Raw genomic sequence first — 19,308 nt, 5'->3', positions numbered from 1 at the left:
GCCGATGTCCGTCCAACTGAATATCTCCTTTGCCAAATCTTCTTCCGTGGCTGCTTCTCTGGCCATTCAGCTCAAGCTTTCCGGCGATCTGCCCGCTTCTGGTCTATCCGAGGTCGATCCACAGGGTGTTGGAGCGCGGGCAGCCGGGATCGCCAAATTTTCCGCAAAGGCGATGACTGTACTCGATGTGATCGCACCGCATGGCTCAGACGCGGATCGCCTGACGGTTATCGGGCTTGGAAAGCCGGATACCCTGACTGCTTATGACTGGCTGCGGGCCGGTGGTGTCGCTGCCGCAAATCTCAAGACCGCCAAAAAGGCCGTCGTGTTTCTCGATGTGCCGGGCCTCGACGTGACTGCAGCCGAGGCTGCCGATTTCGCTCTCGGCATGCTGCTGCGTTCCTACGCGTTCGATAGCTACAAGACGGCTAAGAAGGACGACGATAAGCCGACAACGGTCGACGTGAAGATCGTCATGGCTGGGCATGCCGCTGCAAAGAAGGCATTTGCCACAACGGAAGCAATCGCTAGCGGCGTTGTGCTTGCCCGTGATCTTGTCAACCTGCCGCCGAACGTGCTTGGCCCTGTTGAATTCGCCGACAAGGCCAAGGAACTGAAGGCGCTGGGTGTGGAGGTCGAGGTTTTGACCGAAGTTGAGATGAAGAAGCTCGGCATGGGCGCGCTCCTCGGCGTGGCACAGGGTTCGGTCCGCCCGCCGCGTCTGGCGGTCATGCACTGGAACGGCGGCAAGGCAAAGGACAAGCCGGTTGCCTTTGTTGGCAAGGGGGTCGTCTTCGATACGGGCGGCATCTCCATCAAGCCGGGCGCCGGCATGGAAGACATGAAGGGCGATATGGGCGGCGCCGCTGCCGTCATCGGTCTGATGCATACGCTTGCCGCCCGCAAGGCAAAGGTCAACGCCGTCGGCATTCTCGGCCTTGTGGAAAACATGCCGGACGGCAACGCTCAGCGTCCGGGTGACATCGTCACCTCCATGTCCGGCCAGACGATCGAGATCATCAATACCGATGCCGAAGGCCGTCTCGTTCTGGCTGACGCGCTTTTCTACACCAAGGAACGTTTCAAGCCGCGTTTCATGGTCAATCTAGCAACCCTGACTGGCGCGATCGTCGTGGCTCTCGGCAATGTCCACGCCGGCCTGTTTTCCAACGATGACACGCTTGCCGGCCAGTTGACGGCAGCAGGAGAGACGACCTCCGAAAAGCTGTGGCGCATGCCGCTTGCCAAGGAATACGACAAGATCATCGATAGCCGCTTTGCCGACATGAAGAACAGCGGCGGTCGTCCCGCGGGTTCGATCACGGCAGCGCAGTTCCTCAAGCGTTTCGTCGGCGACACGCCCTGGGCGCATCTCGACATCGCCGCCACAGCGATGAATTCGCCGCAGACCGAAATCAACACGTCCTGGGCATCGGGTTATGGCGTGCGCATGCTGGACGAACTCGTCCGGGCGAATTACGAGGGCTGATGACCGAAGTTCTCTTCTACCACCTGACCGAATCGAAGCTCGAGGATGCGCTGCCGGCGCTCCTCGAAAAGAGCGTCGAGCGCGGCTGGAAGGTGGTTGTGCAGACGAATGACGAGACGCGTCGGGACATGCTCGACGCGCATCTGTGGACCTTTCGTGATGAGAGTTTTCTGCCGCATGGAACGGATGCCGCGCCTATGGCTGAAGCCCAGCCGGTGCTTCTGACTACAGCGAGTGAAAACGCCAACCAGGCGACTGTCCGCTTCATGGTGGACGGTGCCGCCCCACCGCCGCTCGATCCTTACGAACGCGTCGTCTTCATGTTCGATGGTTACGACCAGAGCCAGCTCGAGGGCGCACGCGCCGAATGGAAGCGTCTGAAGGGGGAGGGGCATGCGCTGACCTACTGGCAGCAATCGCCCGAAGGTCGTTGGGTGAAGAAGGCCTGACCGGCCTTCTTGCTAACCGCTCACTCAGTTGGTGGCAAACAGCGGCTTGGTGATCGAGGCGACGAGCATGTCCGAAGAGGGCTTGCCGTATTTCAGCTGAACCACCTTGTAACCCTCGGCCCTGAGCTGGATCAGTAGCGCCGGCAGCATCGCGGCGGTGCGCGGATGAATGTCATGCATCAGGATGATGCCCTTGCGATGTGAGCGCAACGCCTCCATCGTCCGTGTCGCGACTGCGGCCGGCGTGTCCTTGAAGTAGTCCTTCGAATCGACCTGGACATCCATGACAACCATCTTGTGGTTTCCCATCCATTGCCTCAGCTTCTTCGAATCTGCGAGGTAGGGGAAACGGAAGAAATCGGCCTCGACACCGGTTGCTGCCTCCACGGCCTTACGGCCCCTCTCGACCTCGGCAACGGCTTCGTCGAATGACAAATGGGCGAGATCCGGGTGGCGATAGGTATGGCTGCCGATCGTATGGCCCTCGGCCACGACTTCCCGGGCAAGGTCCGGATGCGCCTTGGCCATCTGGCCGACCATCATGAACGAAGCCTTCACGCCGAACTGATCAAGCGTGGCAAGGATGCGCTCGGTCTTTTTCGGCATTGGTCCGTCGTCGAAGGTAAGTACGACTTCCTTGTCGCGCAGCTTGATCTCTGAGATCGAGCTGACCGTCAGTTCACGTCCGGCAAGTCCGCCCATCTTGTTGAGTCGGCCCCAGGCCGCGGGCGTAAGCGCAACCGGCGACTTTGCATCGTCCTTGGGTTTCAGCGACCCGGCGGCTTCACCGGCGGCAAAGGCCGAGCTGAGAGACCCGCCTTCAGAAGGCGGCTTGCCTGCGCATGAGGAAAGAAGGCTGATGACAACAGCAGCGGCACAGGCAGCACGGACCGGCATAAAAGGTTCTCGATAAAAAATGACGCGTGAATCGGTTCGCGTGATCTTTCGTCGAACATGGTTAATGGGTCGTTATTGCTGAATGTTTGCCCGTCCGCGCTTAGCTCTTCAGCGGTAGTATCCGAATGCTGCAAAAGTGGAAACCGGAAGCGTGCGCCTCCGGTTCTCTTTATCAGGTCAGTCTCTCATGATCGTCTGGCGCAGGAAGCTGTAGCCCATCGCGCGGCGCTCGGCCATCTCGGTCGTGTCGCCGGCACCGCCGTGACCGCCCGATCCGTATTCCCGGAAGAAAGGCTCGTGACCCGCATCGATCAGCCGCTTGGCGAAACGCCGCGCATGGGAAGGATGCACCCGATCGTCATTGGTCGAGCTTTCGATGTAGATCGGCGGATAGGTTATCTCGCTCTTCGGCTTCACCTGGTGCAGCGGCGAATAGGGGAGCATCGCGTTGAGCTCGTCGGCCACGTCCGGATTACCGTATTCGTCCATCCAGGCGCGCCCGGCGGGGAATATGTGGAAGCGCGACATGTCGATCACCGGCACCGAGGTCCACACCGCGCCGAAGTCATCCGGGTAACGCGTCGCCATCACGGCGGTCAGAAGTCCGCCATTGCTGCCACCATTGCACGCGATGCGGGATGGCTTGGTATAACCACGCCTGACCAGATCGCGGGCGACGGCGACAAAATCCTCGAACGCCTTGTGGCGACCCTTGCCCTTGGCGACCGTATGCCAGTCAGGGCCAAGCTCACCTCCGCCGCGGATATAGGCCTGCACGAAGGCGCCGCCCTGTTCTAGCAGCATGCCGTAGGCGCCGGAATAGACGGGCGAAAGCGATACGCCGAAACCGCCATAGCCATACATCAGTACCGGCAGTTCGCCTTTGGTCCAGTTGCGGGGCAGGGTGATGTGATAGGGCACTCTGGTGCCGTCTTCAGAGATTGCCTCAAGCAGTTCCGAGGTCATTCCCTCCGCATCGAAATAGGCGGGCGAGGTTCCCGTCGGGATGAGTTCGCGTTTGGCATTGTGATCCGTCAGGTCGAGACGGAAGCTGCTGGAAGGTAGAAGAAAGCCCTGGCCGATGACGGTGAGGATTTCCTCGCCGAGCGTTAGGTCGGCATCGAACATCCGGAAGCCGACCGTCTGCAACTCTTCCGGCAGAGGCAGTTCTTCGGGTTTGGGATCGGGCTTGGTCAGGTCGACCAGATAGAATTTCGGCACCATGCGATCGACGACGATGAACACGGCCCAGGTCTTGAGCAGCGTGAACTGGGAAACCGACTGGCCGTCCTTCGGCGAGAACAGAACGCGTGGGTTCGTCAGCGGCACTGAGCCGAAAGGATGAAAATCCTGAAGGATGAGCGTGCCGGTCGGATACCGCTCGTTGGTCTTCGCCCGCCAGATCGCATGGGTGTGATTGAGGTCGCTGTCGCTTTCGACAGGCAGATCGAGGCGCTCTATCTCTCCACTCGCGTTGCGGATATGCACGCTCGCCTTGCCGATTTCGTGACCAACGGTGAAGAACTCGATCTTCCGCTCGTCCGGCTTGCCGCCCCAGAACAGCGGATCGATGACGCTGGCCGCGCCATAGACATCGTCCTTTCCCGCCTCGAACAGGATCGGAGCAGCCTTGGGATCAGCGCCGCGCTTGAGAATACGGCCGACCCGCGGCCAGCCGGAGCGGGTGGCGGAAAACTCGTCGATCGACCCGAAATAGGCGATCTCGTCCGGGCTCAGCCAAGTTGCATGCGCCCGCGCCGTCGGTGTGTCGAAGCCACCTTCGACGATCATCCTGGTTTCGGTGTCGAATTCCAGAAGCCGCAACTGATCCGAACCGCCATCCGACAGGATCAGCAGGACTCGCGTCGGTTCGTAAGGAGAGGTGATCGCGCCGGAATAGATCCATCGCTTGCCCTCTTTCAGACAGAAGGCGTCGAAATCGAAGACCGTTTCCCAAGTCGCGTCGTGACGCGGCTCAAGGTTCCCCGGCAACCGACGCCAGATGCCGAGCGGATTATCGTTCGAGCGATGGAAATCGAACAGCCATTTGCCGCGCCGCACCGGCACGATCAGCCGGTCCTCGCGCTCGATCATCGCTTTCAGCGCGTCGCGATCGTTTTCGAATTCCGGTGTCCTGAACTGGCGGTCCGACTTGCTGTTCTGCTCGGTAACGAAAGCGATCGTGTTCTGGTCGTCGTCTGTTTCGAGAAACAGGTTCATCATGGCCTCCTCGTGTGCTCGGGAAGCCTCTACCTATGCATCACGAAGGGCGGTGGCAACCGGCCTGACGGCATTTGTGCTGTCCGTCATCCTTGGGCTAGTCCCAGGGATCTGCTGTCATTTCGGCTGGCTGCAACGTGAGTAGATTCTCGGGACAGGCCCGAGAAAGACGTTGCAATGAAAGTCACCCCGCCATCGCCTCTTCATATTCCGAGGACAGCATCAGCCATTCCTCTTCGGCGGTCGAAAGCTTTGCGGCGGCCTCGCCTCGCTCCTTGGCCTTTTGAGCTGCCTTAGCAGGCGCCTTTTCATAAAGGGCAGGGTCTGCAAGTTCTTTATCAAGCGCCTGAATCAGCTTCTCAAGCTTGGCGGTCAAGGATTCGATTTCGTTGATCTTTTTCTTCAGCGGCGCAAGCGAGGCTCGCTTTTCGGCATTTGCCTTGCGCTGGTCGGCCTTGTTGACCTGTTCGTCTGCTGCAGCCTGCGATTTGTCGTCCTTCTTGCGGCCTGAAGCGATGATCAGCTCACGATACTCTTCGAGGTCGCCCTCGAACGGCTTGACCGTGCCGTCATTGACCAGCCACAGCCGGTCGACGGTCGCCTCGATCAGGTGGCGATCATGGGAAATCAGGATGACGGCGCCGTCATAATCGTTCAGCGCCTCGATCAGCGCCCGGCGGCTGTCGATGTCGAGATGGTTGGTCGGTTCATCGAGGATCAGAAGGTTCGGCGCATGGAAAGCGGCAAGCCCCATCAGCAGGCGTGCCTTTTCGCCACCCGACAGATCCTTGGCGGCGGTATTCATCTTTTCGGTTGCTAGCCCCATCTGCGCGACGCGGGCACGTACCTGCGCTTCCGCCGCCTGCGGCATCAGCCGGCGCACGTGATCGACCGGCGTTTCGTTGGGAATCAGGTCATCCAGCTGGTGCTGAGCGAAGAAACCGATAGAGAGTGACGGCGGCAGTTTCATCTCGCCGCCATCTGTCTGCAGGCGGCCAGAAATCAGCTTGGCGAAGGTCGATTTGCCATTGCCGTTGGAGCCGAGCAGCGCGATGCGGTCGTCATTGTCGATGCGCAGGCTGATGTTCTTCAGGATCGACTTGCCGGGTTCATAACCGACCGATCCCTTGTTGATTGCAACGATTGGCGAGGCGGGGATCTTTTCCGGCTTCGGAAAACTGATCGGCTGGACATGGTCCTCGATCACGGCCGCCACCGTACCCATGCGCTCCAACGCCTTCACCCGGCTCTGGGCCTGCTTGGCCTTGGTCGCCTTTGCCTTGAAGCGATCGATGAAACTCTGCAGATGCTTGCGCGCGGCGTCGTTTTTTGCCTTCGCCTTCATCTGCAATTCGTCGGCTTCGGCCTTCTGGCGCTCGAACTGGTCGTAATTGCCGCGATAGAAGGTCAGCTTCTGCTGGTTGAGATGCACGATCGAATTGACCGCGTTGTTCAGCATATCGCGGTCGTGCGAAATGACGATGACCGTGTGCGGGTAACGGCGCACATAGTCTTCCAGCCACATCGTGCCTTCGAGATCGAGATAGTTCGTTGGTTCGTCGAGCAGAAGCAGATCAGGCTCGGCAAACAGCACGGCCGCCAGCGCCACACGCATTCGCCAGCCGCCGGAAAATGACGAGGCGGGACGAAGCTGGGCTTCTGCATTAAAACCGAGGCCGGCAAGAATGCTTGCTGCACGCGCTTCCGCCGAGTGAGCGTCGATATCGACGAGCCGCATCTGGATTTCCGCGATGCGGTGCGGGTCGGTTGCCGTTTCGGCTTCCGCCATCAGCGCCGTGCGCTCCTTGTCGGCGGCCATGACGATGGAGATGAGCGACTCTTCCGTGCCAGGCGCTTCCTGTGCAACCTGTCCGATCCGGGCATTCTTCGGGATCGTCACGGATCCGCTCTCGGCAATGAGATCGCCGGTGATGACGCGGAAAAGCGTCGACTTTCCCGCACCGTTGCGGCCGATCAGGCCGACCTTGGCGCCCGCCGGGAGCGAGACGCTGGCGTTGTCGAGAAGCAGGCGGCCTGCAATGCGGGCTGAAAGGTCAGTAATCGTGATCATGGCGGCGGTTTTGGCCGAAACACGCTGTCAACGCAAGGGATCGCCCGGATCAGATCGCAGATTAGACGCCCGATCGGCCGGTGTCCCCGTGAATGATCACATTGGTGCGCGGATAGGCCCGTGAGGCTTCGGCCGCAAGCACGGCCTGCTGACGCAGTTGCTGCGGTGAAAACGCCTCAGTTGCCATGGAGGCTCCCATGGAAAGCCGGATCGCCGGCGTGCCCTCGGAGGTCGCGAAGACGAGATTGTCGTTGATCGAAGCGGTCAGGCGGTTTGCTATCGGCTTGATCGCATCGCGGCCGACATGGCGGAACAGGAAGGCGAATTCTGCCTTGCCGATGCGCGCGAGGAAATCGTCCTTCTTGATCGTCTTGCGGAAGATAGCGGCGGTTTTCTTGACGATTCGGGTGGCTGCCGCCTCGCCATAGGTGTCGGCAATGTCGGAAATGTCGCTGACGGCGACGAGGAAGAGTGCCGTATCGCGGCTCTCGTTGTCGTCCGCATAAAGCGCTTCGAGCTTTTCGGTGAAGGCGGCATGGTTCGGCAGGCCGGTCATCCGGTCGCGCAGCATCACGGCGCGGGCGCTGGAGGCGTCCTGTTCGGCAACTGTCAGAAGATTGGCGCCGGAACGCAGGGCGGCTTCGAGTTCCGTTTCTGCGACCACGGCATCGGAAAGCGAGACGCTGAGATATTCGATTTCGGCAAGGATATCGCCGGGGCCGGCGCCGTTATCCTCGCGCAGACTCTTTGCAACGGCTTCCAGTGCTCGGCTGAAGCCACGCTTCTGCTCGGCGCCGCTCGCCATCTTCTCGCGCAGGCTGGCGATCAGCAGGATATCCGGATTGCGGGATTTCGGCAGGCCGGTGGCAACAAAGCCCGGTAGTTGGTAGCGGATGCCGATCTCGTCCAGCGCCGTCTGGTTAGGTGATACCGGCAGGGCCATGACTTCGCGCGACAGCCCGACGTCGGTGCCGCAATGAGCCTCGTAAAAGAGCTCGTAATTGCGCGGCAGGCCGTTCACCTCGATGCGGGCCATATGTTGGCTTACCGCCTGCAATGTCCTGTCCTGAGCTGCTTTTCGGGCCTGGGTCGGCATCCGTCGTCTCCTGATCGTTCGTGCGTGAAGACGATTGATTGCGACAGCGCGTTAACATCCGCTGAAATACGGCCATGGATTGCAATTGAGGCTCGGATTCGTGCGAAAGAGGGTTAAGGCCCAGTTCACGACATCCAGTGTTTTCCATCCGTCCTCAGAAACGCAATCATGTCGAGCACGATGGAGGGCTGGCCGAGCGAGGTCAGGATCGTGTGGATCTGCCCGCGATGGTGGGTCTGGTGGTTGAACACATGTGCCAGCATGCCGGCGAGCGGATCGGTGACCGGAACAGGATTGCTGACGGGCGTATAGGTCACCGCGCGCTCAAAATCTTGCGGTGAAAGCGATTTTGTCAGTGCGACAAAGCGATCGTCTTCTGCTTTCCGCGCTGCGCGAAGCTCGGCAAAATCCTCGAACAGGATGACATTCAGCTCCATCGGCGCCGTGCCGCTACCTGTGATGCGCCTCAGCCAGATCCGGTCGGCGACAAGGAGATGGTTGAGCGTGCGATGCGCAGAGCCGAAAAATGCGCCGCGGTCGGCACGGTAATCCTCGTTGCTCAGTGCTGCGCAGCCATCATAGACACGGTTGTTGGCCCAGTGGTTGTAATCGGCAAGCATCTGGAAATGGCGCTGCATATGGTTCTCCCGCGTGGCCCGTTTTGAGAATTTCCATTTACAGCAAAGCGCATCACGCGGGTCTTATGCAACGCATGAAATCTTCTGATTGGATTGCAGCCAAATTCCTGCTCATCATCAAAATTCTAACGGATGAATTGGAGCCCCTTGATGACCACTCGTATCCTCTATTCCCTCTGCGGTGCCGACGAGAGCCGCCCTTTCTCCCCGCATTGCTGGAAGGTGGTCCTAGCGCTGAAGCACAAGGGGCTGGATTTCGTCGAGAAGCCGACACCCTTCACCCAGATCCCGGAACTGGAGAATGGATTTTCCAAGACAGTGCCGATCCTGCGGGACGGCAACGAACTGATCCGCGACAGTTTCGATATCGCGCTTTATCTGGAGGAGCATTATCCCAACCGGCCGACCTTGTTCGGCGGGGAAGGCGGCAAGGCGCTGTCGCGGTTCGTCGAGCGTTTTTCGCAGAGCATCATCCATCCCGCGATCACCGGCATCGCGGTTGCCGATATCCACGACATGCTGGACGAGACCGACCGGGCCTATTTCCGGACGACACGCGAGAAGATGCTTGGCCGGTCGCTGGAAGATCTGCGTGCCGGGCGTGAGGCTGCGGTTGCAGGCTTTGCAGCAAAACTGGAGCCGATGCGCCAGATGCTCGGTTATCAGGATTTCATCGGCGGCGATGGTCCGCTGTTTGCCGATTATATCCTGTTCGGTGCCCTGCAGTGGATGCGGATCACCACCGGCGGGAATGTGCTGGCGGCCGATGACCCGGTTGCAGCGTGGTTCGAGCGCTGCCTCGACCTTTACGAGGGCGTCGGGCGCAGTGTGACGGCGGCGTGAAATTCGGCTTCGCGGGGTGACAATAGCCAAGACAATGGCCGGGACCCCCTTGTTTCCGGCGCTTGGGGCGGGTAAACACCGCCAACTTTCCCCTGGCAAAGTGCCCCTGGAAACAAAGGATAGACAAGATGGCGATTGAACGCACCTTCTCGATGATCAAGCCGGACGCCACCAAGCGCAACCTGACCGGCGCTATTACCAAGGTATTCGAAGACAACGGCCTGCGCATCATCGCGTCCAAGCGCGTCTGGATGTCGAAGCGTGAAGCCGAAGGTTTTTACGCAGTTCACAAGGAACGTCCGTTCTTCGGCGAACTGGTTGAAGGCATGACCTCCGGCCCGACCATCGTTCAGGTTCTGGAAGGCGAAGGCGCCATCCTGAAGAACCGCGAAATCATGGGCGCGACCAACCCGGCAAACGCTGACGAAGGCACGATCCGCAAGCAGTTCGCCCTGTCGATCGGCGAAAACTCGGTTCACGGTTCGGATGCTCCGGAAACCGCCGCTCAGGAAATCGCCTACTGGTTCGCAGAAACCGAAATCGTCGGCTAATCGCCACACGATTGATGATTGAAAAAAAGCCGGGGCTGACGCTCCGGCTTTTTTGTTATCTAGGGCAGCTGCCGTCACTCGACATGTCTTCGCTTCCATCCCCGTGAAAGACATCGGGATTGGGCGTATAGCCCGGCCCGACGACGAGCGGCTTGGCGGGCAGCACGCTCTGGTCGACATCCGAGGTAATGCTCGTTTCGATCTCCTGCAGCGTATCTCCCGACGCAGACAGGATGCGGATGGTCACCGCATAGGGGTGATCCTTGCGCACGCATTGCATATGCGGGCTCTGGATGACGATCTTCTCCTCGATCGGAAAGATTTTTTCCCGAGCCTTAAGGGCATAGCCGCCCTTCGGATTTTCGAACTCTGCCGTAACGACGCTGCCATCCGGCAATGGGCGAAGCTTTTTCAGCGTGACGAGATAGTTGGCCGTGGCGACGCGATAGTTGAACACGAATAGGCGCCCGGAAAGCTCGACCAGCTTGCCCTCGGTTTCCCGCTGGCAGGAAGCCAGAAGAAGGATTGCGAAACCAGCAGCGAGCGCCGAGCCCTTCATGGCAGCCGATCCTTCCTGCCGTGATAGTGACGTGCAGCCTTCACCCGGTTGCCGCAAACGGTCATGTCGCACCAGATGCGGCTGCGGTTCTTGCTGCGGTCGATAAACAGCCAGCCGCAATTGCCGCAGATCCTGATCCTTTTTTTTTCCGGTGTCGGACAACAGCCTCAGAGCCGAATAGGCCGTCTCGGTCTCGAGCGATCCCCTGGCTCCCAGCCGCAGTATCGCGGCTACCGCCTCCAGCAGGGAGGCGAGAAGCAGCGGTGTATCTCCCTCGCTTACGCAGGCCCGAAAATAACCGTCGATCGCCTCACGCATGGCAATGAACGATGCCTCGTTCGGCTTGGGTAGGACAGCAGGCGTGCCGAACAGCGCGCGCTCCGCGGAGAATTCGCCTGCCGCTTTCGCAAATGCATTCAGTTGCGCCGGTTCGGCAAATCGATCCACGCTACGGGCAGGGTCGAAACGCAGGATGACGCTGTTGGCGACGTCCAGCGCCAGCGCACCCCCGGCAAAACGATGTGGTGTCCATGAAAAGGTCATGGGCGATTATAACTTTCAAAATGGCTTTTACCAGTTATATTCGATCTCATGTATCGGAGCGCCGGATGGCCTATTTCCTGCAGCAGATCGCCAATGCTTTGCCAATCGCATCGCTCTATGCGGCGCTGGCTTTCGGCTATGCGATCGCCTTTGCCGTCACCCGCCGTGCTGACATCACCTACGGTGCGATCTTCGCCTTTTCCGGCCACATCTATCTTCTCTTCTCCCATATAGGCTGGGATCGGCTGTGGCTTATTCTGCCCGCTTCGCTGGCGCTTGGTGCGGTGGTTGGATTGATCGGCGGGGTAGGGGCAGGTGCTGCGATCGGGCAGTTCGTCATGCGGCCGCTTTCAGCCGTATCGCCGAATGCCATGATCGTCGCCTCGCTCGGTCTGGTGATGGTGCTGATGGAAGGCGCGCGGCTTGCTTCCTATACGCGCGAACTCTGGCTGCCGCCTTTCCTGAATGGCCGGATCGTCTTCTGGCAGGGTTCTGACTTTTCCGTTGGGCTGACAATGCTGCAAGTGATCAACACGGCGCTGATCTTGGTGATGGTTTTCGCCGGCCATATCGCGCTCTGGCATGGCCGTTTCGGCCGTTACTGGCGGGCGGTCTCCGACGATGCCTTTGCGGCAGAGCTGTCCGGCGTCAATTCCGCACGGATCTTCGTTTCGGCTTACGCGCTGGCGGCCCTCTATGCCTCAGTTTGCGGCATACTCGCGACATCCTATTACGGCACGATGGATTTCGGTGCCGGCCTGCTTTTCGGTCTGAAAGTTGTGCTGATAGCCGCTGCAGGCGGACATTCAAGCCCGATCAAATCTGCGGCCGGGGCGGCTTTGGTCGGGATAGCCGAAACGCTATGGGGCGGCTACGGCTCGATTTTCTGGCGCGATCTGGCGATAATCTCCGGGCTGGTTTTGCTTCTTGTTCTCAGCCGCCGGGAGCGGATAACGATCTAACGGAAGGCGGAACTCAGTCCCACTTGTCCTTCGCCTGGTCATCGATGCCCTTGGCCTCGATCCACGCTCCGGCGGTGCCGTCGGCCGCATGTTCCTTCTTCCAGAAGGGGGCCGAGGTCTTGAGGTAATCCATGATGAAATTGGCGCCGTCAAAGGCGGCCTGCCGGTGCGGCGCGGCAGCGATGACCAGCACGATATTCTGGCCCGGCTCGATCCGGCCGTGACGATGAATGGCGGTTGCCCCCATCAGTGAAAAACGCTCGATCGCAAGATCGGCGATCCGCTTCATCTCCATTTCCGCCATACCGGGATAGTGCTCGAGTTCCAGCGCCGAAAGCTTGCCCTGTTCGCTGCGGCAGAGCCCGACGAATGAGACGATCGCGCCGATATCCGTGCGGCCACCGCTCAGGGCATCGACTTCCGCCTGAAGATCGAAATCATGCGCCTGCACGCGGATGGTGGGAGAGGGGACATTCACCGTTTCACCCGCCGGTCATTGGTGGAAATATGCCGATCTCGCGGGCACCGGCGATCGCCTCGTCATGCTCGACATGTTCCTGATTGATCGCCACGCGGATCACATCGGGAAATTCAAGTGCAGCCTCGTATACCTCACCCAAGCCTTTCAGGTGATTCAGCAAATCGCCAACGCTCACGACGCTTTCAGGAAGCTCGATTTCCTCCTCGGTCTTGCCGATACGTTCGCGAACCCAGGCGAAATAGATGAGATTGACCTTCATTCCAAAGTCCTCAATCCGCATCCACCAGATGCTTCACGCCGGCCTTGAAGTAGTCATAGCCGGTGTAGAAGGTCAGGATCGCAGCGACCCAGAGAAGCGCGATACCCATTTCGGTAATGTAGGGCACGACCTTGTCGCCGGCGGGACCGGCGAGCAGGAAGGCGATCGATACCATCTGGATCGTCGTCTTCCATTTGGCGACCCGTGTGACCGGCACGGAGACTTTCAGCGCGGCGAGATATTCACGCAGGCCCGAGACGAGGATTTCACGGCAAAGGATTGTGATCGCCGCCCAGAGCGACCAGCCGGCAATCGTTCCATCCGCTGCCATCAGCAGCAGGACCGAGGCGACCAGCAGCTTGTCGGCGATCGGATCGAGCATGCGGCCGATATTCGACGTCTGGTTCCAGATGCGGGCGAGATAGCCGTCGAGATAGTCGGTCAGCGAGGCGATGACAAACAGCCACAGCGCCGTCCAGCGGGCAGTGTCAGAGCTTTCCAGCTTCCCCTCGACGAAAAAACAGAGAACGATCACCGGCACGGCAACGATGCGCGCATAGGTGAGAAGATTGGGGATATTGTATGCGCGGGAAGCCATATCGTACCTATGCTTGCGTGTTGTTCCCTAGTTGATGCGTCGAAGGCCAAGCGTCAACCGGTTTCGCGGCTTTTTTACAGACGATTGTGACAGGCGATCCGCCGAGAGTTGCGAAAGGCCAGATCGAGGCTCGGAAGCGGGATCAATTGGCCCTCGTTTCGTGAAAATGGTTATAGACCTGCTTGGCCACAGCCTCTGAAATCCCTTCGACGGCCATGAGATCGTTGAGGCCCGCGCGTGATACGGCCTTGGCCGTGCCGAAATGCTGCAGGAGCTTGCGTTTTCGGCCTGGTCCGATGCCGGAAATCTCGTCCAGCGGGTTCTTGATCATCTCCTTCTTGCGTCGTGCCCGGTGCGAGCCGATCGCAAACCGATGCGCCTCGTCGCGCATGCGCTGGATAAAATAGAGAACCGGATCGCGCGGCGGCAGCGAGAAGTCGCTTTTGCCATCGGCAAAGAATCGCTCGCGGCCGGCATCGCGGTCGACGCCCTTGGCGACGCCGATGGCAGTGACGACATCGCGAATGCCGAGTTCGTCGAGAATGGCGCGTACAGCCGTCATCTGCCCTTGGCCGCCGTCGATCAGGATCACGTCGGGCCATGCCGGGAAGGCGGCGTCATTGATATCGTCGCCGGTCGTTTCCATTGCGGCCCCGGCATTCGTGCCAGCCGAAATGCTGCGGTCCGGAATCCCCTCTTCCTTGATGAGGCGGGAGAAGCGCCGCGTCATCACTTCCTTCATCATGCCGAAATCGTCGCCAGGCGTGATGTCGGTCGATTTGATGTTGAACTTGCGATACTGGCCCTTCACGAAACCTTCCGGCCCCGCCACGACCATGCCACCCACGGCATTGGTGCCCATGATATGCGAGTTGTCGTAAATCTCGATACGGCGCGGCTGATAGGGTAGCGCGAATGTCTCCGCCAATCCCTTGAGCAGTCGCGCCTGCGAGGATGTTTCGGCCTGCTTGCGGCCATGCGCTTCGCGGGCATTGGCGAGAACGTGATCGACGAGATCGCGCTTTTCGCCCCGCTGTGGGACCAGGATCGCCACTTTGTGTCCTGCCTTTTCGGAAAAGGCGAGCGCCAGCAAATCCTGTTCCTCGACCGTTTCGGAAAGCAGGATCTGTTTCGGGACCGGCTTGTCGTCGTAGAACTGCGCAAGGAAGGCGTTCAGCACTTCGGCCGCCGTCATCTGCGGATCGGCCTTGGGGAAATAGGCGCGGTTACCCCAGTTCTGGCCGGTGCGGAAGAAGAAGACCTGGATGCAGGTCAGTCCGCCCTCGTGATGGATGGCGAAAATATCCGCCTCCTCGACGCCGGCCGGGTTGATGCCCTGATGGCTCTGGACATGCGAAAGTGCCGCCAGTCGGTCGCGATAGACTGCAGCACGCTCGAAATCGAGATCTTCCGAAGCTTCCTGCATCTGGGCAGCGATCGTGTTCTTCACATTCTGGCTGCGGCCCGACAGAAAGTCCGATGCTTCCTTGACCAGATCCGCATACCCCGCATCGCTGATTTCATGCGTGCAGGGGCCGGAACAGCGTTTGATTTGATAGAGAAGACAGGGTCGCGTGCGCGTCTCGAACACGCTGTCGGTGCACGTGCGCAGCAGGAACGCGCGCTGCAGTGAATTGATCGTGCGGCCGACGGCGGAGGCGGAGGCGAACGGCCCAAAATACTGGCCTTTGCGTGCCCGCGCGCCGCGATGCTTCAATAGAGCAGGAGCGCGGTGATCGCCGCTGATCAGAATATAGGGAAACGACTTGTCGTCGCGCAAAAGCACGTTGAAGCGCGGGCGCAGCCGCTTGATCAGGTTGGCTTCGAGAAGCAGCGCCTCGGTTTCCGTCCGCGTCGTGACGAATTCCATATGCGTCGTCTCGCGCACCATGCGGGTGAGGCGGTTGGAATGCAGCCTCCCTTGCGCATAATTGCCGACGCGTTTCTTCAGGCTGCGTGCCTTGCCGACATACATCACATCGCCTGCCTCATTGAACATGCGGTAGACGCCCGGCGTATTCGGCAGGTGCTTGACGAATTCGGCAATCAGATCGGCACCCTTGAGGCCGCTTTCGTTCTTCAGCGCCTCGTTCCAGTCGATTGTCGCGGCAATCGCGTCGGCAGGCGTATCAGGCGCCGCTGCGTCATCCTCGTCATCATCGATCTCGTCATAGAGAACGCCGCCATCCGGCAGCTTCTTGTCGTTCATTACATATCTCCGCCACGTCGCGCGTAGGCGCCGGGCTCGCCATATCTCGAATCGAAGTCGATTTCTGCTCTCACAGATAGTGTCCGGTGAAGCTGTTTGGAAGCAGGCACGGTTGTTGCGCCTCAATCGCGGCCTTTGACGAAATGCGGCGGCATTCGGACGGTCGTGCCGGTGTGAGGTCGGGAGCGGTATGCATAGACAGGTATTTCGAAGCATAAACGGGAGGAGCCGAGATGCGATGTGTTTGATCTAAACTCGAACAACAGGCACATCTTGGGTGCAGCTTGATGATTGTCATCAAATATCGTGTGTATTGACTTGGATATTTTCGCTTGTTAAGAAATAAGAAATAAATGTAAAACAGTTAATCAACGAATTAGTATTGTATTAGGGTTAATGAAATACATGTTGCGGTGATGCAACATCAAGATTTAGCCTTCTGTCTGCCGCAAACAATTCACAATTCGGCTCTCTCATTTCCTCAATTGCACTCCAAATTTCTCCTCAGCGAGCAGGGAACAAAGCTGTCGCCAACAATGTTGATGTGACGCCTTCCCGGCAGCATTAAAAGGAGAAAAATGTATGCGTATTCTCATCGCAACTCTGATGGCCTCGGCTGCCAGCTTCATCGCAATTTCCGCGGCCAATGCTGCTGACGCTGTAGACCAGGTCCCGCAGGCGCCGGTCGCCGTTGACGAGCCGGCTCCGGCTGTCGGTAACTGGCAGGGTTACTACCTCGGTGCAACCGGTGCCTACGACTGGGGCCGTTTCGGCGCTGGCGATCGTGATGGCAAGCTTGGTGGCGGTCTTTATACCGGTTACAACTGGCAGAGCGGCCAGATCGTCTACGGTGTTGAAGGCGATGTCGCCTACAACGGCGAAAAGGACGGCACTTATCCGGATCTCGAAGGCAAGGCTGGCTGGAACGGCTCGCTGCGCGGTCGCGTCGGTTACGACATGAACCCCTTCCTGATCTACGGTACGGCCGGTGTCGCCATCCAGGACAACAAGCTGTCTGACGCAACCTCGTCGGAAAGCAAGACTGCCGTTGGTTACACGGTCGGTGCAGGTGCTGAAGCCTTCGTTACCAGCAACATCACGGCCCGTCTCGAATACCGTTACACCGACTACGGTTCCAAGGACTACAATCTCGATAGCGGCTCCTTCTCGAAGGGCTATGACGATCACAGCGTCAAGGTCGGTATCGGCGTGAAGTTCTAATCAGACCTATAGCCTAAACAGGCTGGGGAAGCCCGCGGCGTGAATGCCGCGGGCTTTTTTGTATGTGAAAATCTTCAGTCCATCTGGATGTTGGCGGCCTTGACCACCGGGCTCCATTTGGCGAGCTCGGCGGTCACATGCTTGCCGAGTTCTTCCGGTGTTGAGCCGACGATCGTGGCGGAAAAGTCCTTCATCCGACCGGTGACGGCTGGGTCCTTCAAAGCCGTATTGGCGGCTTCGTTGAGCTTGGCGACCACTTCCGGAGGCGTGCCGGCGGGCGCGAACAGGGCGTTCCAAGTGTAGGTTTCATAACCCGGCACGGTCTCGGCCACGGTCGGCACGTCAGGGAAAGAGGGCGCGCGTTCCTTCGTCGTGATGCCGAGCGCTTTCAGCGTCCCGCCTTTGATATGACTGGAGGACGAGGGGAGGTTGTCGAACATGATCGAGATCTGGTTGCCGAGAAGGTCGTTAAGCGCAGGGCCGGCACCCTTGTAGGGCACATGCTGCATTTTCACGCCCGCCATGCTGTTGAACAGCTCGCCGGAGAGATGCAGCGGCGTACCGTTGCCCGACGATGCGTAGGAATATTTGTCCGGGTCTTTCTTCAGGAGCTCGATCAATTCCGCGACGGAATTGACTTCGAGTTTCGGATTGACGACCAGCACATTCGGCACGATGACGAGCAGCGAAACCGGTGAGAAGTCCTTTTCCGGATCGTACGGTTTCTGTTTCAGGATCAATGGGTTGAGGGCGTGTGTTGCGACGGTGCCCATGAGGATCGTGTAGCCATCCGGGTCTGCGCGGGCCACGCGGTCGGCACCGAGATTGCCGCCTGCGCCGGCAACGTTTTCGACCACCACCTGCTGGCCGAGGATATCACCCATCTTCTGCGCCACCACGCGGCCGACCACATCCGTGGAGCCGCCGGCAGCGAAGGGCACGACCAGCGTGATCGTCCGGTCGGGAAAGGTCTGGGCATTCGCCTGATGGCCGAACGAGAGCGCTGAAAGTGCTGTTCCGGCAAGAACAAGCGCGGCACGCCGCGTCAATGCAGTGAATGTCATCTGATTTCCTCCATCACGGCCTCCCGCCGTTCGTCTCATAGTAGCGGAGGGAGGGGTGAGGGCAAGCATTTCAGGTGCTTGGGCATATAGGAGGAAAGTCTAAGTATATCGGGAGTTGAACGATCGGCTTGTCGGCTCGTGCCTGCAGGGAGAGATAGCATCTCTTCAGCAAGAAAATTCATCTTCTGCCGGAGACGCTTCAACGTCATCCCGCCAAGTCCCGTCGTCGCCAATGTCGCGGGCCACCGTCCGGTGGCTTGTGTTATTTTTTGGTGATGGAGCTTTCGGAGTTCTTCACCTGAGAACCGAGCGTTTTCGCGACCTTCTCGGCGCCCTTCTCCTTTTTGGGTTTCCGGACTTCTTTGTTGCTTCGCACCTGACCCTTGGCCATCTTTTTCTCCTTTTCTGGATGACATGTTGTCGATCCGATTGCCTCGGATGGCAAGCACATTCGGTTGCTGCAGGCCGGGCCGGAAGTCAAATTTCAAGGGGCCTGAACAGGCCCCCTTGATCGTTTCCGATGCATTGAAAAGCAATGTCCGGGCCAAGCCTATGCAGCAGCCTTCATCTCCGCATAATGATAAAACTTCTTGGCAAAGATATCCGGCCAGGAAGCGAGTTCCGGGCGGCCTTCGGCCCATTGGCCGTTAAAGCGCAGGTCGAGATAACCGATCATCGCGGCGAGCGCGAAATGGCCGCCATGCAGTTTCTTGCCGGTCTTCGGCAGGTTCTTTTCCAGATGGTCGAGCGACTTGACCACCTTTGCCCACTGCTTGTCGATCCACGGCTGATAGGCATTTTCCTCGCCGCGGAAACGGCGCTCGTAGACAATTGAAAGAAGGCAGTCCATCACACCGTCGCAGAGCGCCTCGAGCACTTCCGCTTCGGTGCGCTTCTCATCCTTTTTCGGATAAAGTTTGCCGCCCGACTTGCGGTCGAGAAAATGCATGATCGCGACGCTGTCATAGATCGGCGCTTCACCGTCGCGGATCAGTACCGGGATTTTGCCCAGCGGATTGTTGTCCGTCAGTTCCGCCGGCGCAGTATTGGTATCGGTCTTCACTTCTGTCAGTTCGATACCGAGGTGGCGTGCCGCCATGCGGCACTTGGCCGAGTAGGGGGATGCTGGAGAATATAGAATTTTCATCAGGCTTTCCT

At 59.1% G+C, this 19,308-nt stretch carries 19 protein-coding genes and 1 pseudogene; 6 read left to right on the top strand and 14 right to left on the bottom strand.

Going from position 1 to position 19,308, the window contains the following annotated elements:
- Positions 1 to 4: 4 nt before the first annotated feature.
- The gene (locus JZX87_RS14510; RefSeq protein WP_206826396.1) at positions 5 to 1,489 is read left to right on the top strand and encodes a leucyl aminopeptidase; all 1,485 of its coding nucleotides are present in this window, start codon (positions 5 to 7) and stop codon (positions 1,487 to 1,489) included.
- Positions 1,489 to 1,938, top strand: coding sequence for a DNA polymerase III subunit chi (locus tag JZX87_RS14505; protein WP_206826395.1), 450 nt, complete (start codon positions 1,489 to 1,491; stop codon positions 1,936 to 1,938). The genes JZX87_RS14510 and JZX87_RS14505 overlap by 1 nt, the downstream gene beginning before the upstream one ends.
- A gap of 24 nt (positions 1,939 to 1,962) precedes the next feature.
- Here JZX87_RS14505 and JZX87_RS14500 read toward each other — a convergent pair whose 3' ends face one another.
- From JZX87_RS14500 to JZX87_RS14480, 5 genes are all read right to left on the bottom strand, one after another.
- On the bottom strand, positions 1,963 to 2,835 hold the full coding sequence (locus tag JZX87_RS14500) for a polysaccharide deacetylase family protein (protein WP_206826394.1): 873 nt from the start codon (positions 2,833 to 2,835) through the stop codon (positions 1,963 to 1,965).
- Positions 2,836 to 3,012: 177 nt separating this feature from the next.
- Positions 3,013 to 5,055, bottom strand: coding sequence for a prolyl oligopeptidase family serine peptidase (locus tag JZX87_RS14495; RefSeq protein WP_206826392.1), 2,043 nt, complete (start codon positions 5,053 to 5,055; stop codon positions 3,013 to 3,015).
- Positions 5,056 to 5,239: 184 nt separating this feature from the next.
- Entirely contained in the window at positions 5,240 to 7,126 is a 1,887-nt protein-coding gene (locus JZX87_RS14490) for an ABC-F family ATP-binding cassette domain-containing protein (protein ID WP_206826389.1), read from the bottom strand.
- A gap of 61 nt (positions 7,127 to 7,187) precedes the next feature.
- Positions 7,188 to 8,222: a GGDEF domain-containing protein gene (locus JZX87_RS14485; protein ID WP_206826388.1), complete on the bottom strand. Its 1,035-nt coding sequence runs from the start codon at positions 8,220 to 8,222 to the stop codon at positions 7,188 to 7,190.
- 125 nt (positions 8,223 to 8,347) lie between these two features.
- The gene (locus JZX87_RS14480) at positions 8,348 to 8,860 is read right to left on the bottom strand and encodes a DinB family protein (RefSeq protein ID WP_206826387.1); all 513 of its coding nucleotides are present in this window, start codon (positions 8,858 to 8,860) and stop codon (positions 8,348 to 8,350) included.
- Positions 8,861 to 9,010: 150 nt separating this feature from the next.
- Between JZX87_RS14480 and JZX87_RS14475 the strand changes: the two genes are divergently transcribed.
- Positions 9,011 to 9,703: a glutathione S-transferase family protein gene (locus tag JZX87_RS14475; RefSeq protein ID WP_206826386.1), complete on the top strand. Its 693-nt coding sequence runs from the start codon at positions 9,011 to 9,013 to the stop codon at positions 9,701 to 9,703.
- Between the two features lie 128 nt (positions 9,704 to 9,831).
- Positions 9,832 to 10,254, top strand: a complete 423-nt coding sequence (gene ndk / locus JZX87_RS14470) for a nucleoside-diphosphate kinase (RefSeq protein ID WP_112457152.1) — start codon at positions 9,832 to 9,834, stop codon at positions 10,252 to 10,254.
- A 55-nt stretch (positions 10,255 to 10,309) separates the two neighbouring features.
- Here ndk and JZX87_RS14465 read toward each other — a convergent pair whose 3' ends face one another.
- Positions 10,310 to 10,813 carry a hypothetical protein gene (locus tag JZX87_RS14465; protein ID WP_206826385.1) on the bottom strand — a complete coding sequence of 168 codons (504 nt, stop codon included), beginning with the start codon at positions 10,811 to 10,813 and terminating at the stop codon, positions 10,310 to 10,312.
- Positions 10,810 to 11,356, bottom strand: a pseudogene (locus tag JZX87_RS14460) (CGNR zinc finger domain-containing protein). Before JZX87_RS14460 ends, JZX87_RS14465 begins: the two are co-directional and overlap by 4 nt.
- Before the next feature lie 65 nt (positions 11,357 to 11,421).
- Here JZX87_RS14460 and JZX87_RS14455 point away from each other — a divergent pair.
- The gene (locus tag JZX87_RS14455; protein ID WP_206826384.1) at positions 11,422 to 12,318 is read left to right on the top strand and encodes a branched-chain amino acid ABC transporter permease; all 897 of its coding nucleotides are present in this window, start codon (positions 11,422 to 11,424) and stop codon (positions 12,316 to 12,318) included.
- 13 nt (positions 12,319 to 12,331) lie between these two features.
- Here JZX87_RS14455 and JZX87_RS14450 read toward each other — a convergent pair whose 3' ends face one another.
- The 4 genes from JZX87_RS14450 to uvrC form a co-directional block, all read right to left on the bottom strand.
- Positions 12,332 to 12,796 (bottom strand): molybdenum cofactor biosynthesis protein MoaE, encoded by a 465-nt coding sequence (locus tag JZX87_RS14450; RefSeq protein WP_206826383.1) that lies wholly within the window; start codon positions 12,794 to 12,796, stop codon positions 12,332 to 12,334.
- 4 nt (positions 12,797 to 12,800) lie between these two features.
- Positions 12,801 to 13,058, bottom strand: coding sequence for a molybdopterin converting factor subunit 1 (gene moaD, locus JZX87_RS14445; RefSeq protein ID WP_206826382.1), 258 nt, complete (start codon positions 13,056 to 13,058; stop codon positions 12,801 to 12,803).
- 10 nt (positions 13,059 to 13,068) lie between these two features.
- Positions 13,069 to 13,656, bottom strand: a complete 588-nt coding sequence (pgsA, locus tag JZX87_RS14440; RefSeq protein WP_148145375.1) for a CDP-diacylglycerol--glycerol-3-phosphate 3-phosphatidyltransferase — start codon at positions 13,654 to 13,656, stop codon at positions 13,069 to 13,071.
- 142 nt (positions 13,657 to 13,798) lie between these two features.
- Positions 13,799 to 15,865 (bottom strand): excinuclease ABC subunit UvrC, encoded by a 2,067-nt coding sequence (uvrC, locus tag JZX87_RS14435; protein WP_206826380.1) that lies wholly within the window; start codon positions 15,863 to 15,865, stop codon positions 13,799 to 13,801.
- 582 nt (positions 15,866 to 16,447) lie between these two features.
- Here uvrC and JZX87_RS14430 point away from each other — a divergent pair.
- A complete protein-coding gene (locus JZX87_RS14430) occupies positions 16,448 to 17,086 on the top strand; it encodes an outer membrane protein (RefSeq protein ID WP_183827255.1) in 639 nt (212 codons plus the stop codon).
- Positions 17,087 to 17,160: 74 nt separating this feature from the next.
- On the opposite strand, the gene JZX87_RS14425 is transcribed toward JZX87_RS14430, so the two are convergent.
- From JZX87_RS14425 to JZX87_RS14420, 3 genes are all read right to left on the bottom strand, one after another.
- Positions 17,161 to 18,150 (bottom strand): Bug family tripartite tricarboxylate transporter substrate binding protein, encoded by a 990-nt coding sequence (locus JZX87_RS14425; protein WP_206826378.1) that lies wholly within the window; start codon positions 18,148 to 18,150, stop codon positions 17,161 to 17,163.
- A gap of 262 nt (positions 18,151 to 18,412) precedes the next feature.
- Positions 18,413 to 18,541, bottom strand: a complete 129-nt coding sequence (locus JZX87_RS31320; protein ID WP_281388851.1) for a hypothetical protein — start codon at positions 18,539 to 18,541, stop codon at positions 18,413 to 18,415.
- Positions 18,542 to 18,700: 159 nt separating this feature from the next.
- On the bottom strand, positions 18,701 to 19,297 hold the full coding sequence (locus tag JZX87_RS14420) for a glutathione S-transferase family protein (RefSeq protein WP_148145371.1): 597 nt from the start codon (positions 19,295 to 19,297) through the stop codon (positions 18,701 to 18,703).
- Positions 19,298 to 19,308 lie beyond the last annotated feature (11 nt).

The sequence above is a fragment of the Agrobacterium sp. Ap1 genome, assembly GCF_017313375.1.
GTDB classification, from domain to species: Bacteria; Pseudomonadota; Alphaproteobacteria; order Rhizobiales; family Rhizobiaceae; genus Neorhizobium; species Neorhizobium cellulosilyticum.
Note: the sequence above shows the minus strand (reverse complement) of the source record. Positions and strands in the feature narration are given on the sequence as shown.